The 14,739-nt window shown below is 70.7% G+C and carries 12 protein-coding genes; 9 read left to right on the top strand and 3 right to left on the bottom strand.

All coding sequences use genetic code 11. The features are described from left to right. The first annotated feature begins 134 nt into the window (after nt 1–134). Nucleotides 135–4,382 (top strand): strawberry notch family protein, encoded by a 4,248-nt coding sequence (locus AX721_RS06115; protein WP_068875130.1) that lies wholly within the window; start codon nt 135–137, stop codon nt 4,380–4,382. Between the two features lie 3 nt (nt 4,383–4,385). On the opposite strand, the gene AX721_RS06110 is transcribed toward AX721_RS06115, so the two are convergent. Then, on the bottom strand, nt 4,386–4,700 hold the full coding sequence (locus AX721_RS06110; protein WP_068875129.1) for a hypothetical protein: 315 nt from the start codon (nt 4,698–4,700) through the stop codon (nt 4,386–4,388). Between the two features lie 161 nt (nt 4,701–4,861). On the opposite strand from AX721_RS06110, the gene AX721_RS06105 reads away from it, so the two are divergent. From AX721_RS06105 to AX721_RS06075, 6 genes are all read left to right on the top strand, one after another. Then, nucleotides 4,862–5,209: a hypothetical protein gene (locus AX721_RS06105; protein WP_068875128.1), complete on the top strand. Its 348-nt coding sequence runs from the start codon at nt 4,862–4,864 to the stop codon at nt 5,207–5,209. 30 nt (nt 5,210–5,239) lie between these two features. Further along, nucleotides 5,240–5,653, top strand: coding sequence for a single-stranded DNA-binding protein (locus tag AX721_RS06100; RefSeq protein ID WP_068875127.1), 414 nt, complete (start codon nt 5,240–5,242; stop codon nt 5,651–5,653). A gap of 401 nt (nt 5,654–6,054) precedes the next feature. Continuing rightward, nucleotides 6,055–6,942 carry a Ku protein gene (locus AX721_RS06090; RefSeq protein WP_068875125.1) on the top strand — a complete coding sequence of 296 codons (888 nt, stop codon included), beginning with the start codon at nt 6,055–6,057 and terminating at the stop codon, nt 6,940–6,942. Between the two features lie 10 nt (nt 6,943–6,952). Continuing rightward, on the top strand, nt 6,953–7,162 hold the full coding sequence (locus AX721_RS06085) for a hypothetical protein (protein ID WP_068875124.1): 210 nt from the start codon (nt 6,953–6,955) through the stop codon (nt 7,160–7,162). Between the two features lie 54 nt (nt 7,163–7,216). Beyond that, a complete protein-coding gene (locus AX721_RS06080; protein WP_068875123.1) occupies nt 7,217–7,402 on the top strand; it encodes a DUF3606 domain-containing protein in 186 nt (61 codons plus the stop codon). 356 nt (nt 7,403–7,758) lie between these two features. After that, a complete protein-coding gene (locus tag AX721_RS06075; protein WP_068875122.1) occupies nt 7,759–8,256 on the top strand; it encodes a GcrA family cell cycle regulator in 498 nt (165 codons plus the stop codon). Nucleotides 8,257–8,283: 27 nt separating this feature from the next. Here AX721_RS06075 and AX721_RS06070 read toward each other — a convergent pair whose 3' ends face one another. Both AX721_RS06070 and AX721_RS06065 read right to left on the bottom strand, forming a co-directional pair. After that, on the bottom strand, nt 8,284–9,171 hold the full coding sequence (locus AX721_RS06070) for a DUF4365 domain-containing protein (RefSeq protein ID WP_068875121.1): 888 nt from the start codon (nt 9,169–9,171) through the stop codon (nt 8,284–8,286). Nucleotides 9,172–9,268: 97 nt separating this feature from the next. Beyond that, nucleotides 9,269–12,049 carry an NACHT domain-containing NTPase gene (locus AX721_RS06065; protein WP_082765743.1) on the bottom strand — a complete coding sequence of 927 codons (2,781 nt, stop codon included), beginning with the start codon at nt 12,047–12,049 and terminating at the stop codon, nt 9,269–9,271. Nucleotides 12,050–12,497: 448 nt separating this feature from the next. Here AX721_RS06065 and AX721_RS06060 point away from each other — a divergent pair, with 448 nt between their 5' ends. Then, nucleotides 12,498–13,430, top strand: coding sequence for a DUF2493 domain-containing protein (locus AX721_RS06060; RefSeq protein ID WP_068875119.1), 933 nt, complete (start codon nt 12,498–12,500; stop codon nt 13,428–13,430). A 307-nt stretch (nt 13,431–13,737) separates the two neighbouring features. Next, a partial coding sequence (locus AX721_RS06055; RefSeq protein ID WP_068875118.1) for a relaxase/mobilization nuclease domain-containing protein occupies nt 13,738–14,739 on the top strand: 1,002 nt, incomplete at its 3' end.

The following is a 14,739-nucleotide window of genomic DNA, read 5'->3' as shown; positions in this document are numbered from 1 at the left end:
GTGCGCAGTCGGGCCAACGGCGCCGTCCCGGTCGCTCCGGGATGGCGCCGTCCTACTGGAGCGGAAGGAAGGACAGGCGAGGTCGGCCCGGCGAAGCGGAGGGAAATCCCTTCGCGCCGGGCGGGAGTCCCGCGATGAACGCCGCCCTGCCCCTTTTCAACGCCGACCCGGCGGGCGATCGTCCGCAGAACCTGCTGGCCGCCGCCCGGGCGCTCGCACCTCATCTCTTCCGCGGCCGACCGCTGGAACGTCGCGTGGTCTCCACGGTCCTGACCACCGCGTTCGGAGCGACCGACGCCGAAGGGGCCTGGGACTGGCGCGACGCCTATGACGCCATCGAGGCGGCCATGGTCCTGCAGGTCCGCCGTATCGGCGGCCAGGTCGCCCAGCTCGAACAGGCCGCGGTCGAGATCGTGTCGGCGCTCGCCGATCTGTCGGACCTCGGCCTGACCCAGACCCGCCGCTCGGAGCAGCAGCTCGCCCTCGACCAGTTCTCCAGCCCCGCGCCCCTGGCCGCGCTGCTCGTGCTGGCCGCCCAGGTGAGGCCCGGCGACCTAGTGCTCGAGCCCTCGGCCGGCGTCGGGATGGTCGCCGCCATCGCCGAGGCCTGCGGCGCCACCCTGGCCCTGAACGAACTCAGCGACCGGCGCGCAGGCCTGCTGGACGGCCTGTTCCCGGCCGCGGCGCGGACGCGTCTCGATGCCGGACATCTGGGCGATCTCCTGCCTGAGGCGGGCAGCTTCCACGCCGTGGTCATGAACCCGCCCTTCGCGGGCTTGGGCTCGCACCTGTTGGCGGCCCTGGCCTGCGTGGCCGACGGCGGGCGGGTTGCGGCGATCGTGCCCGCCCGCGCGCTCGAGGACGCCGGCCTGCTGGCGGCGCTGCAGCGGACCGGACGGGTGGTCGGTCGGCTTGCGCTGCCGGCGGGCGCGTTCGCCAAGCATGGGACGAGCGTCGACACCGGCCTCCTGGTGGTCGACCGCGGTGCGGCCGGCGGGGCGCCCGGGATCCTGTCGGCCGCCGAACTGGCGGCGGCCTCGGCCTGGGCGTCAGGGCTGCCGGACCGACCGACCTGCCGACCCCGCGCGGCGCGCACGGGCCCCGTTGGCCTCGCGCTGCGGCCACGAGGCCTCGCCGGGCCCGCGATCGCGCTCCGCTTCCTCGAGGCGGCCGAGCCGCTGGACTACGCCGACTGCGCCTGGTCGGGCGAAGGCCGCGACGTCGGTCTCTACCAGGCTTGGCGGCTGGGACGGATCGCCTTCGAGGCTCCACGCCCGCATCCGACGCCGTTGGTGGAATCCGGCGCGATGGCCTCGGTGGCGCCGCCGCTTCCCACGCACCGTCCTCGGCTGCCCGGCGGCCTGCGCGCGGACGGGCGCTTGTCCGACGCCCAGGCCGAGACCGTGGTCTATGCCGGCGAGGCGCACGGGGCGCACCTGCCGGGCTGGTGGCTGCCGGGCGAGGCCCCGCACGAGCTGCGCCTGGCGGACGAGGGCGCGGAGGGCGCGTTCCGTCTGCGCCGAGGCATGTTCCTGGGCGACGGCACCGGAGCCGGGAAGGGCCGCCAGATCGCCGCCGTCATCGCCGACAACATGGCGCAGGGGCGGGTGCGGGCGCTGTGGCTGTCGAAGAACGAGGCGCTGCTGGAAGACGCCCAGCGCGACTGGAAGGCCATCGGCGGGTCCGCCCACGACGTGGTGGCCCAATCGCGCTGGAAGCAGGGCGAGGCGATCCGGCTGGAGCGCGGCGTGCTTTTCACCACCTACGCCACGCTACGCCAGCCCGGGCGCGGCGGACGTCCCTCGCGCCTCGACCAGATCGTGGCGTGGCTGGGCGGCGACTTCGACGGGGCGATCGTCTTCGACGAGGCGCACGCCATGGCCAATGCCGCCGGCGGTGTGGGCGGGCGAGGCCCCAAGAAGGCCTCGCAGCAGGGGCTGGCGGGCCTCGCCCTGCAGAACCGTCTGCCGGATGGACGGGTGTTCTACGTGTCGGCGACCGGCGCCACCGAGCCCGCCAACCTGGCCTACGCCTCACGGCTTGGGCTGTGGGGCGGGCCCGACGCGCCCTTCACCACGCGGGCCGACTTCCTCGACGCCGCCGAGAGCGGCGGCATCGCCTTCATGGAGCTGGTGGCGCGCGAGCTGAAGGCCATGGGCCTCTACATCGCCCGCAGCCTGTCGTTCGAGGGGGTCGAGTATTCGCCGCTGGCCCATCCGCTCACGCCGGACGACGTGGCCATCTGGGACGCGTGGGCCGACGCCTTCCAGGTCATCCATGCCAACCTCGGCGAGGCCCTGCGGGCGATCGGTGTCGTCGACGACGAGGGCAAGACGGTGAGCGGCGCGGCCATGAGCGCGCTGCGCTCGGCGTTCGAGGGCGCGAAGCTGCGCTTCTTCGGCCATCTGCTGGCGGGCTTGAAGGCGCCGACCCTGGTGGCCGCGATCCGTCGTGACCTCGGCTCCGGTCGCTCGGCCGTGGTCCAGATCGTCTCCACCAACGAGGCGGTCATGAACCGCAGGCTCGACGCGATCCCCCCGGAGGAATGGAGCAACCTGCAGATCGACCTGACGCCGAAGGAGTATGTGCTCGACTACCTGCAGGGCGCCTTCCCGACGACGCTCATGGAGGCGATCGAGGGCGAGGACGACCAGGTCGTCCTGCGCCCGGTGATGAAGGACGGCGCGCCCGTCCACAGCCAGGAGGCGCTGCGGCTCCGCGATGAGACCATCGCCGGCCTGGCGAGCCTGCCCGCCGTGCCCGGCGTGCTCGACGCCCTGCTGGACGCCTTTGGAACCGGCGCCGTCGCCGAGATCACCGGGCGCTCCAAGCGCGTCGTGCTGCGGGAGGGCCGGCGGGTCGTCGAGCGACGCGGGGCCTCGGCGGCCAAGGCCGAGACGGACGCCTTCATGGATGGGCGCAAGCGCGTGCTGGTCTTTTCCGACGCCGGCGGGACGGGTCGCAGCTATCACGCCGCGCTCGACGCGGTGAACCGCCAGCGGCGGGTCCACTATCTGGTGGAGCCCGGCTGGCGCGCGGACGCCGCGATCCAGGGCCTGGGGCGAACGCATCGCACCCACCAGGCCTCCCCGCCCCTCTTCCGGCCGGTGACCACCGACATCCACGGCGAGAAGCGGTTCCTGTCGACGATCGCGCGGCGGCTGGATTCGCTGGGCGCGCTCACGCGTGGCGAACGCCGCGTCGCCGGGGCGGGCCTCTTCCGGGCGGAGGACAATCTGGAGAGCCCGTGGGCGCGCCGCGCCCTGCTTGTGCTTTACGGCGCGCTGGCGTTCGGCGAGCTCGCCAGCATGTCGCTCGAGGACTTCGAGGCGAAGACGGCGCTGAAGCTGCTCGACGGCGAAGGCCACCTGAAGGGGTCCGAGGACCTGCCGCCGATGAACACCTTCCTGAACCGGCTGCTGGCGCTGCGGATCACGGACCAGAACGCCCTCTTCGCCGACTACGAGAAGATCCTGGGCGGCGTGGTGGAGCGCGCCGCCGCGGCCGGGCAGCTGGACCACGGCTTGGAGGACATCGTCGCCGAGGACCTGCAGGTCCTGTCCGAGGAGATCATCCGGACGGATGGCGCCACCGGCGCGGAGACCCGTCTGATCGCGTTCGCGCTGCGGACGCGCCGTGAGTTCCTGGACGTCGAAGCGGCCCTGGCGCTTGCCGACGGGCTGGGCGAGGCCGCCGTCCTCGCCGTCAACGGCCGCTCGGGTCGGGCAGCGCTCGTCGAACTGGGGCTGACCACGACCGACGACAACGACCGGCTGCTGCCGGCCGTGCGCCTGCGCCGGCCCGAGGGCAAGTCGCTGGAGACCGCCAAGGCGTTCGAGGAGTCGGCCTGGGCGCCGGCGACCCGCGAGGTCTGGCGCGCCGCCTGGTCGGCCGAGATCGCCGAGGCCGACCCCTGGCGTACGCGGGAGGTGACCCTGGCCACCGGGCTCCTGCTGCCCGTCTGGTCCCGGTTGCCCGGGCGCGGCGCCCAGGTCCGTCGCGTCAAGGCGCCGGACGGCCGCCGCTGGCTGGGCCGCGTGCTAGATGCGGGCCAGGTCGCAGCGCTCAAGGCGGCGCTGGGCCTGACCAGCCTGGCGCAGGCCTGGGCCGACGGGACGCTCGTGCTGCGCGAGGTGCTGGACCGCGGGGTGCAGCTGGGCCTGGAGGGCGGCTTCTGGCTGCGGCGCGCCCGCGTGATGGACCGCCGGCGCGTGGAGATCGTTGGCGGGGCCGCCGACCGCGATGCCCTGGTCGCCCTCGGCTGCTTCACCGAGATCATCGCCTACACGCTGCGGGTGTTCGTGCCGGTGGATCAGCCCGATGTGGCCGCCGCCGTTCTCGCTCGCCATGCCGTGGTCCAGGCGATGGAGCCAGGCGGTTGAGCCTCAGTCGAGGTCGGCGGCTTCGGTCTCCGGGCTGACGCCCGCCACGATATCGGCGTGCTCGGCCTCGCGCACCGTCCGGGCCACGTTCAGCCGCACGAAGAGCCGCGCGGCCTTGTTGGCCTTGAGCGTTTCGGACACCACCGGCTCTGCGCGGGCGAGGCTGCGCGCCGCGCCGGCGAAGAGCACCTTGAGACGCGCTGCGCTGCCCGTCGCGACCACCAGGTTTCCGGCGGTGGCGGGGAGCTCCTGAGGGGATGCGCGGCGGAAGCGGTACGGGGTCCCCGAGGCGCCCACGATGTCGAGGAAGTCTGCCATCGCGCTGCCCTTAGCGTTCGTCGGGGGCGCTCGCCAAGGCGGGATCGTGACGGGTTTGCGGCGGCCGGAAGGGTCGCCGCTCAGGTCAGGAGGGAGGGCTTCGCCGGGTGAAGCGAGCCGGGGAATGGCCTCCGGCGCTTCGTTTCCTCAAGGAGACTGTCATGCAAAACATCGTGTTCGTGGGCCGGCTGGCGGCCGATCCTCAGGTGACCGACGACTTCGCCAAGGCCGTGTTTCGCCTGCTGGAGAACCGGGGTCGCGACGCGGCGGGCGAGAACCGGGTCGTGGGCGTCAACTGCGTCAGCTGGGCCAAGGGGCTCAACGAGCGGGTGATCGCCGAGGGCCTGGTCGCCGGCTGCGAGGTGGTGGCGGTCGGCGCCTTCGTCGACAACCGCTACGAGGCACGCGAAGGCGGCGAGCGAGCCGCCAAGGAGCTGGTGATCCGCTCCCTCACCGTCCTCGACTGGGCCGCGGACCGCGCGGTCGAGACCCAGCGCCAGGCCGCCTGAGGCTGTCACCCCACTCCAAGGAGACTGACCATGCAAAGCGTGATCATCGAAGGCTATCTGGCCGCCGATCCCTCGATCCTGGCCGCCCAAGGCTCGGGCAAGAAGCGGGCGTCCTTCCGCGTTGTCGAGACGGTGCGCTTCCGGCGCGGCGACGGGCAGATGGGCGAGCGCACCACCGGCTTCAACTGCGTCTGCTTCAACGAGAAGACCGCCGAGGACTACATCGCCGCCTATGCGGCGAAGGGGTCCCGGGTCGTGGTCGCGGGCCATGTGGAGAACGACACCTGGACCGGCCGCGATGGCACGGTGCACTACGACCTGCGCCTGATCGTCGAGAACCTGCGCATCAAGGCCAAGCCTGAGCGCGGTACGCCGAGCGGCGACGCGGAGCGCGAGGCCGACCCCGCCTTCGAGGCGGACCTCGACAGCGAGATCCCGTTCTAGGACCCTGCGGATCAGACCGGGCCGGCGCTTTCGGGCGCTGGCCCTTTTCATGTGTCCGTTCGATCACGACGCTGCAGGACGCGATCGAGAACCTCCTGGTCGCGGCCACGCCGCAGGCTCGCATCACGCGCCCAATGGTACGTCCGCCTGACGCTCGGCGGATGCTGATGGGTATCGGCCGGCGACGGATTGGCGGGGGGTTTGAGGCTGCCTTCCATGACGTTGTCCTGCGGTCAGGATACGCAGCGGCGAGCCTCCGGGTTCCGGACCCTAACCTGCGGGTGACGTTGGATTTTGCTCCGCAGCGCGACCTCTTGTCCGCGGGCGCGAATCAGTTCATCAGCGCCCTTGTCTGATGGCTCGGTGGGCCTACATGGCGACTCCCTCACACGGAGACGTCGATGGCTTCGCGCCCGGCCTGGGAAGGCCACCTCAAGCTCTCGCTCGTGACCTGTCCGGTGTCGCTCTATCCGGCGACCGGCAAGGGCCGGAGCGTGCGCTTCAACCTGATCAATCCAGAGACCGGCAGCCGCATCCGCACCAAGGTCGAGGATGCCTCGACGGGGGACGCGGTCGAGCGCACCGAGACGGTGAAGGGCTTTGAGGTCGACAAGGGGCTCTACGTCACCCTGAGCGACGAGGAAATCCGCTCGGCCAAGCTGCCGGACACCGGCTCGCTGCAGATCGAGCGCTTCGTGCCGCTGGCTGAGATCGATCGGCTCTATTGGGCGTCGCCCTACTACCTTGTGCCGAACGGCGACGTAGCGGCCGAGCCCTATGCGGTGATCCGCGAGGCGATGCGGGCGGAAGGCAAGGTGGCGCTGGCGCGGTACGTGAAGGGCGGCAAGGAGCGGCAGCTGGCGCTTGAGCCGCGCGGCCGCGGGATCATCGCTCACGAGCTGCGCATGCACGACCAGGTGCATGAGGAGGCCGACTACTTCGGCCGGATCCCGGACCTGAAGGTCGACAAGGCGATGGTGACCATCGCCAAGCAGATCCTGCAGCAGCACGAGGGACCGTTCGACCCCGCCCAGTTCCGCGACAGCTACACTGAAGGGCTGCTGGCGCTGATCGAGGAGAAGAAGGCCAGGCATGGCGCGAAGCCGTCAGGCCGCGCCGCGCCGCGCGAAGCCGAGGTGATCAACCTCATGGAGGCGCTGCGGCGCAGCCTGGCGGGTGAGAGTGCGCCGCCGGCGCCGTCGAAGCCGCGGCGCGCCACGGCTCAGGGTAAGGTTACGCCCCTGCGCGCACCGGCCGCGCCGCGTAAGAAGGCCGCGTCGCGAGGTTAGGACGCGGGCGATGACGGTGGCGGAACTGATGGCGCGCCTGGAGGCGCTGGCGCCGAACCTGCGGGTGGTCATGCCCAGCGAGGACGGTGACTTCTGCGAGGTCGCCGCCGCCTTCGTCGACACCGTCTTCTTCGACGGGTCGACCGCTCAGCTCACCGACGAGCGCGACCCGGAGGGGCTGGTGCATGTGGTGCGGCTGTTCGAGCCGGACGAGGCGTGAGGCAACGGCCCAGCCGCTGAAGCCGTTCTGCGCTCGCCGTGGAGGACCTGGCCGATGCGCCCTGAAGAGCCCCGTTCGTTCGACGTGGACGACCAGCTCCTGAACCCGTGTGACGAGGCGCAGGTGCAGGCGTGGGCGGAGTTCTACGAGACGACGCCGGACGCGATCCGCGAGGCGTGTGATGCGGTGGGCGGCAACCGCACGGCCGTCGAGCTCAAGCTGGCCGCCCCTCGGGCCTGACCAACCGGACATGAAGACGCCCCCAGGCGGACCTGGGGGCGTTTCGCGGCGCGTGTTCTCCAAAGGGAACCCGGCCGGATGGCGTCCCTCTCAGTCGGGGGGGGCGTATGAGGGACGCGTCTCCGAAATGCTGACCGGCGGGCTTCGTTCCCGGGATCGTTGCGCACGTGACCTCAACGTTGCGCCAAGCATTGGGCGTGCCCCGGCCTGACGGCCGGGTCGGGCTCTAGTCGCCTCACGGCTCCCGGAGCCCCGTGCCGGGTCTCCGCCCATGCGGGTGACGATCCCTCACGCGAAGGCGAACGGAAGGGCGGACCGGGGCGAGCCGATGGGGCTCGCGAAACCCGGAGCCGAACATGTCGACGCCAACTCGGATATGGACCGACGAGCGCGTGGAAGTCCTCAGCAAGCTCTGGCGCGACGGAAAGAGCGCCAGCCAGATCGCCCGCGACCTGGGAAGCGGCATCACCCGCAATGCCGTCATCGGCAAGATCCACCGCCTGGGCCTGTCGGGGCGCGCGGCGCCTCGGCTCCCGGGCGCGGGCCGGCCGGACCAGCGTCGGGCGCGGCAGGGACGCATCCCACGCCGCGTGGCGCCCGTCCGCGCGCTGCCGCCACCGCCGTTACCGACTGCGCCCCCGTCCCTGTCCGGCCTGGCCACGGTGGTCAGCGTGCGGCGTGGCCAATGCCGCTGGCCGATGGGCGAGCCGGGGGACGAGGGGTTCTGCCTCTGCGGCCGGGTCGCGGTGCGTGGCGCCTATTGTGCGCCGCATGCGGCGGTCGCCTACAGGCCGACGCCGCGCGACCACCTCCTTCGGCTGGCTGGTCTGCGCGGGCCCGCCGCTGTGGCCTGATCGGCCAGGCAGACAGGCGAGCAGCGGTTAGCCGCGAGGGTCCGGATCTTCGTCGCCTTGGTCGGCAAGTAGGTCGTAGCCGTCGTCAAACCCGAGACTGGGGTCCGGCGGCTCAGATGCGTAGAACTCTTCCAGCCGCAGCATTGCCTTGCCGATTTCGTTCACCTCGACCTTGAGGATGTGCTGGGCGATCTCGTAGGCGCCCTCGGACTCGTCGACATATTCCTCCGTCTCCCAATAGAGCCAGGGGAATTCGACTGCCATGTAGTAGTCGATCGAGGGCGCCGGCAGCGACACCATGAGGTGGAGGTCGCACTCCCCGTCCGGCTCGTCGCTGAACGTGAACTCGGCGCCGCGCATGTTGAGCGTCTTGTTCACGTACTCATCGACCCGCATGTAAACCGTGTCCTGCCCGGCCAAGAGGCGGATGTGTTCGAGGTCGAGGGCGAGACGCGCGCGGCGCAGGCTCCCGAGGTCGGACGCCACGCCGCTGGCGATCAGGTAGGCGCTTTGCGCGTCGAGGGTCTGGCGGGCCGGGATCGTCATGCTCCAGCGCCCGTCCTCCGCCTCCTCGGTCAGGTGGCGGGCGACCCATTGCCAGAGCGTCAGGCCGGTGTCCGGATCGTGCAGGACCAGCAGCACCGGGAGCGAGTGATTGGTCCAGTAGTCCAGGTGGCGGGCCTCGCCATAGTAGACGTAGTCCGCGCCGCGCCTTCGGAAGTACGAGGCGCCGGTCTTGATCTGCAGGGCGATCAGCTTGCCGGCGCCCGTACCGTCGTAGGCGCGCTGCTCCGCGATGGCGTCGACGCCATAGTCGCTCGTGGTCTGCTCGCGGAAGATCCAACCCAGCTTCTCGAAGAGGAGACCGACGGCGTGGACGCCGAGGCGGTTGGTCTTGTCCGTGTCGCGCGCCATGGGCGGCCCCGAAGATTGTTCTCTCCAGCCGTATCGCAGGCCCGCGCGGCTTGGCCAGCGCTGGGCAGTCACGCGGCATGAACGCCGCCCCGCACCGTTAGTCGTCGTCGACGTCGGACCCCGGCATCATCCGGAAGATCGTCTCCAGGTCGGTCTTCAGCCTGGCGCAGGCTTCCTGCATCGCTGGCGACTCGACCGCGACGCTGCGGGCCGTCAGCCCTTCGGACCGCAGGACGTCTCCGCCGCCCCAGGTGAAGATGCTGTTTCGCGTCGACCGCCCAAGACGCTCCATGTCCCGCCGCGTCTCCTCGAAATAGGCCAGGTCGAACTTGGGGCGCTGGCCAAAGGACACATCTGCGCCCGCCTCGGCCCACGTGGCGACCGGCCGCCAGCGCCGGTGGGCCGAGCGGCGCCAGTCTCCAGGCTCCGCGGGATCGACCACCACGATGAACCGCACCGGGATGGTTGCCGAAAACCCGAGCTCGTCTCGCAGCGCGGGGAAGCTGTGGTCCACAAGCTCGCGGTAGATCTCCTGCCCGGCCTTGTACTTCCGCTGCACGATCTCGGCGACGCGCGCATCAGACAGCCGGAAGCGCCGAGCGTCGCGCAGGTCGGCGTACCAGTCATCCAGCGCCGCCTCGCCGGCCTGGATCAGGGCGTCAATGTCCTCCAGGATTTCGGAGATCCGGATCGGCCGCGGAAGCCGGCGCCGAATGGCCTCGTCTCCCTTGTCCGCGAGGGCCTGTCGCCAGTCAGCCAACGGCGAGGACGGCGTCAGGGGATGGCGGAGGGACAGTTGAATCCAAGCCAGCTGGCTCAGTAGCCGCTCGGCGCGCCACTGGGGACCGCCGATCAGGTCGCGATGGACCATTGCCTCCGCGCAGGCGTCGAAGACATCCTGGATGGCCAGAAGGCGACCGCTGTCGAACCGCAGTCCGGCTTTGGCGAGGTTGACGTGCCGGATACGGCCGTCGACGCGATCGGGGCGGAAGGGATCGGAGATAAGGATTTTCGGCGCGTCTGGCCGGCAAGGCTGGAACCCATAGGTGAGGCCGCCGCCCTCCACCTGGCCAACGACCTGCAGATGCTCTGCCCGCCCGCCTGTGAGCCAGGACATCAGCCGCTGGCGCATCTTGGGGAAGTAGCGCCCGAGGACCAGCTCGTATCCGTCGGCGAGCTCCGTGAGCACCGCGACGCTGCGGGCCTCGCCCTCGCGCGCCACAAAGTCCGCCTCCAGATTCCGCCGAAAGCGGAGCACGTCGAGGAAGCGGCCCAACTCCAGGCCCGAGAGGCGCCGCCACAACGCGAGCGCCGCAACGTGCGCGTCCAACAGTCCCATCAACAGCACCGGCAGCAGGCTGTCGGGATCGAGGTTCAAGGCCTCGATCTGCTGTTCCTGCTCCTCCGGGGGCAGCCGGCTGATGCAAAGGGCCAGGAGGTAGTCCGCCAAGGCTTCATGCTGGAACTCGACGACGTCGCCCACGACCACCAGTGCATCACAGGCGACGAGGCGGTTGACGATCTCAGCGTCGAGCCCTTCCGCCTTCAAGCTGCGCATGGCGGTCGACAGCAGCACCCGGCCGCCGACCGCCTGCCGCGCGAGACACAGGAGGGCCGCCTCGCGCCGCGACGTCTCCGCCGGGTTCCGGCGGTCGGCCTGCAGCACGGTGTCGAGCCAGTGTCGGAACAAATCGTCCAGCGCCTTCGGCGACCGCCCGGTCTCGGCCTGCGATCGCACGGTCCAGGACAGCAGGAGCGGATTGGCGCACAGGATCGCGAGGACCTGCGATCGTCGCCGCAGCACCTCGATCGGGGAGAGCACACCCATGGCCTCGACAGCCTGCCACTGTTCGCCGTCGTCGAGCGGCTCGAGGGTCAGGTGCGGGAGGTCCAGCTGTGGCGCCGCCGTGGCGCGCGACAGCACGACGATCCGCAAGCCCTCGCCATAGTCTCGAAGCAGATTGCGAAGCTCGACCTCGCGCGCAGCCTGCCCCGACGGCGGCAGCCGGTCGAACCCATCGAGAAGGAGCAGCACGCCCTCATCCGCGATGATCCGCTCGAGCGCCGCTTCCGTGAAGCCTGGCTTGCGCGTCGCCAGCCGCGCCACGGCGAATTGCAGGATCCGCTCGCCGGCCCCGATCTCGGGCAGCGCGGCATGAACCGGTAGCGGTCCGCCCTCCGGCGTCAGCCGCTGGGCCAGCGCCTGGCGGTGCAGGGCATAGCCGAGGCTGGTCTTTCCGAGGCCAGACGGGGCCGTGATCAACGCACCGCGCGGTGCCTGGCTGAAGAGGTCCGGGCTGGGGACCTCGTCGGGCGCCCAGTCCGGCTTTAGCCGGCGGGCGATCACGTTCACCGCTGCCTGCGTCCGCTGCGCCTCGGCCCGCTCGTAGGCCCCAAAGTCTCGGATCAAGTGTTGGAGGGGTTGCGCGCCCAGGGCCGCGGCGTGGGCGGTCGCGGCCGGCTTCTGAAGCAGGAGACGCAACTCACCCATCCGCGCAGGGAGTTGGGCTATCGTACAGGCGAAGGTCAGCTGGCTCTCGGCTGCAGCGGCGCGCTGCCAGACCTCAAGGCGCTCGCCATCGCAGAGCAGCACGAAGGGCGCATGGAGGGCTGATGCGTAGGACTCGGCCTGTCGGCGCGCCGCGGCGAGGTCCTCGCCCGGTCGCTTGGCCTCCACAACCACGAGCGCCACGTCGTTGGGCGCGGCAAACAGCACAAAGTCCGCTTCCGCCCGCCGCCCTTGCCGGCCGGTGTTGAAGTCCACAGGCAGCTTGGGCGCGATATCGTCGCGGGCGTAGCCTAGGTCCGCAAAGAGCGGCGTGAGGATGTGATGCTCGACATCCGCCTCGCGCGCCAAGCCTTGCTGAGAATCCGTCATGCCGGGTCGCAGTCTGAGGCTTCACGCTCGCCAGGCAAGACGCCGCCTAGGGGAAGCGCTGGACTCTGGGCGTGCCCCGGCCCGGAGGCCGGGTCGAGCTCTAGTCGCCTCCGGCTCCCGGAGCCCGTTCCGGGTCTCCGCCCATTCGATGACGATCCCTCACGCGGGCGCAGCGTCTTGTCCGTCGAGGTTGCGACTGTGAGCAGCTCAGCACCCGGCGCGAGGGAGCGCCGGACGGCGCGCCCGCCTCTGCGGGCGGGCGCAACGCCCCCACACAACGCCCTCTCATCCTGTCACGTCACCCCGGGCGTCAACGGCCTGCGGCCGTTCCCCTCCGCTCCGCGTGAGGCGCTCCGCTCCGGTGACTCCCGGGGACCCCGACGTGGCCAGGAAGGAGGTCGTTGCGCGTGGGGCGCATCGGCGATTCCTCTCATTCCGGAGTCCTTCGATGACCTTCTCCCTTCATGCCTTCTCGACCACCGATACGGCGTTCGACGTGCAAGCCTCGGCGCTGGAAGACGTCCGGCCGCATCCGCCGGAAGCCGCACTCGTCCAACTCGGCCATGTGCTGATGACGGAGCTCCTCGACGTCGTCGGCGACACGGCGCTGGAGGATGTGCAGACCATCCTCGCCGAAAGCCTGATCGGCGCGTTCCATTCGGCTGCGGGCCGGATCGAGCGCGAGGCGGACCGGGCCCGGGATCGGATGCGTGTCCTGGAGCGCGACTTCGACGGGTCGGAGATGGCCGACACCGAGCTGCAGGACGCGACCCGCGCAGCGCGCGCCGCGGACGTGGCGCAGGCGGCCTGCGAACTGGTGCGCGACGCCGCGGCCGAGGCCTTCACGACGACGACCGGCGAGGTCTGGACGCCCTGGCGCGGTAGCCGGCGCGGCACGCACCTGACCGCGGCCCAGCTCGAAGCCAAGCAGGCGCTACGGGCGATCGAGCGGCGGAAGAGTTCGGATGCCGATCCGGGCGGTCCGGTCGTGGCCTTCCGGGGCGCCCCGTTTGCCGACAGCCAGGCGGACGCCGGCCGCATCTTCGACGCGCTGAACTGGGCCCGGTCGCAGTGGCCGGACATGGCGCTGGCGACGACGGGAGCCCGGGGCGCAGAGCGTCTGGCGATCCGCTGGGCGCAGCAGAAGGGGGTGACGCTGGTGCTCGCCCGCGCCGATTTCGATCGGCACCAGAAAGCCGCACCGTTCCGCGCCAACGACGATCTGATGGCGCTGGAGCCCACCTGCTGCCTGACGCTCGCGCAGTCCCTCGACAGCGAACGGGCGGCCCGCGGACATCCCTTCGGCCCCGCACTGAACCTGGCGCAACAGGCGCTCGGCCGCGGCGTCCAGCACGTGGCGATCCGCCCGCGCGCAGCCTAGCGCCCAACTTCCTAGACGATCCTTCGACCCGCTCGGCTCCGGCCGGGCGGGTTTCTTCTTTTGGTCGGTGGAAGCTCCAGACTCGGCTTAGACACATCTCAACCGGACGCACCGAATTGCTTTGCTGTGGTATGTGATGATTTGATCGGTGTTGATGAGCGGGTGATTTTTCGACCTTAGGGCAAGATAAAAGGATGTTTTTCGCTTCGCGTTTCCTCTAACGTTTCAGCAGGTTGGCGCGAGACCCGCTCGCGTCGACGACTTGCGGTGACGTGTTGCGCCGCAGGGTCATGTCGAGGCGCGACGAATGCTGACGCGAGACGGCATCCAGGCTCGATTGGAGGTCGCGAAAGGCGGCCCGGCCCCACGTCGGCTGGCCCGCCTCCCGACCCGGTTGAAAGCCGATCAGGCGCCAGCCAGGACGGCCATCCTCCAACGGCTCGCCGCGACGCGACTCTTCGCGTCGGGCGACCGCGCCGGCGTGCTTCGCTCGGCCCAGGCCCGCTCCGGTCGCCCCTTCCGGCTCGACGTACGCCAGCGGGTGGTGGTGAAGGCGCTGGTGTCCCGGCACATCGGAAAGGGCTTCGAGCGTGGAGCCGCGCTGGCCGCGCACGTCAGCTATCTTGGGCGGACCGGCGCTGGACAGGAGGGCGCTCGGCCCGACTTCTTTGACCGGGAGACGGATGAGGTCGACGCAGCCCTGGCCACGGGCGACTGGGGCCAGGATCGGCATCACTTCCGCTTCATCATCTCGCCCGAGCACGGAGACAGGATCGCCGACCTGAAGCGCTTTACGCGGGAGACCCTGCGGCGTGTCGCCGAGGATCTGGGCGAGCCTGAGCTTCAATGGGTCGCGACCTGTCACTTCGACACCGACCAACCCCACGCCCATGTGCTTATAAGAGGCCGGCGCGCGTCCGGCCGCGACCTCGTGATGCCGCGGGCCTACGTGGGCTACGGCTTTCGCGCCCGCGCCCAAGAGGTGGCGCACGAACTCCTGGGCGACCTGTCGCGAAGCGACGCCGAGCGACGCATTTGGCGTGAGACCCAGGCCGACCGCTTCACGGGCTTCGACCGTCGACTCCTGCAGGCCGCCGACGAAAGCCTTGAAGTGGAGGACGGCGTCGGTGGCACGGACGCATGGGCCGCATTGCTTCGGGGCCGCCTGCGGCATCTCGAGGCGCTCGGCCTGGCCACGCGACGCGGTCACCGTTTCCGGCTGCACGACGATCTGGAGCGTGAGCTGCGCACCCTTCAGCTCCGTCGCGACGTGATCCGCACATTGCAGCAGCGGCGGTTGGACACCGGC

It is taken from the genome of Phenylobacterium sp. CCH9-H3 (genome assembly GCF_001557235.1).
Classification (GTDB): domain Bacteria; phylum Pseudomonadota; class Alphaproteobacteria; order Caulobacterales; family Caulobacteraceae; genus Phenylobacterium.
The sequence above is the reverse complement of the archived record's forward strand: the minus strand, read 5'-3'. Positions and strand labels throughout refer to the sequence as shown.

Coding starts and splice junctions, on each gene's coding strand:
- AX721_RS06115 (WP_068875130.1), top strand. CDS start 135: ATGAACGCCGCCCTGCCCCTTTTCAACGCCGACCCGGCGGGCGATCGT.
- AX721_RS06110 (WP_068875129.1), bottom strand. CDS start 4,700: ATGGCAGACTTCCTCGACATCGTGGGCGCCTCGGGGACCCCGTACCGC.
- AX721_RS06105 (WP_068875128.1), top strand. CDS start 4,862: ATGCAAAACATCGTGTTCGTGGGCCGGCTGGCGGCCGATCCTCAGGTG.
- AX721_RS06100 (WP_068875127.1), top strand. CDS start 5,240: ATGCAAAGCGTGATCATCGAAGGCTATCTGGCCGCCGATCCCTCGATC.
- AX721_RS06090 (WP_068875125.1), top strand. CDS start 6,055: ATGGCTTCGCGCCCGGCCTGGGAAGGCCACCTCAAGCTCTCGCTCGTG.
- AX721_RS06085 (WP_068875124.1), top strand. CDS start 6,953: ATGACGGTGGCGGAACTGATGGCGCGCCTGGAGGCGCTGGCGCCGAAC.
- AX721_RS06080 (WP_068875123.1), top strand. CDS start 7,217: ATGCGCCCTGAAGAGCCCCGTTCGTTCGACGTGGACGACCAGCTCCTG.
- AX721_RS06075 (WP_068875122.1), top strand. CDS start 7,759: ATGTCGACGCCAACTCGGATATGGACCGACGAGCGCGTGGAAGTCCTC.
- AX721_RS06070 (WP_068875121.1), bottom strand. CDS start 9,171: ATGGCGCGCGACACGGACAAGACCAACCGCCTCGGCGTCCACGCCGTC.
- AX721_RS06065 (WP_082765743.1), bottom strand. CDS start 12,049: ATGACGGATTCTCAGCAAGGCTTGGCGCGCGAGGCGGATGTCGAGCAT.
- AX721_RS06060 (WP_068875119.1), top strand. CDS start 12,498: ATGACCTTCTCCCTTCATGCCTTCTCGACCACCGATACGGCGTTCGAC.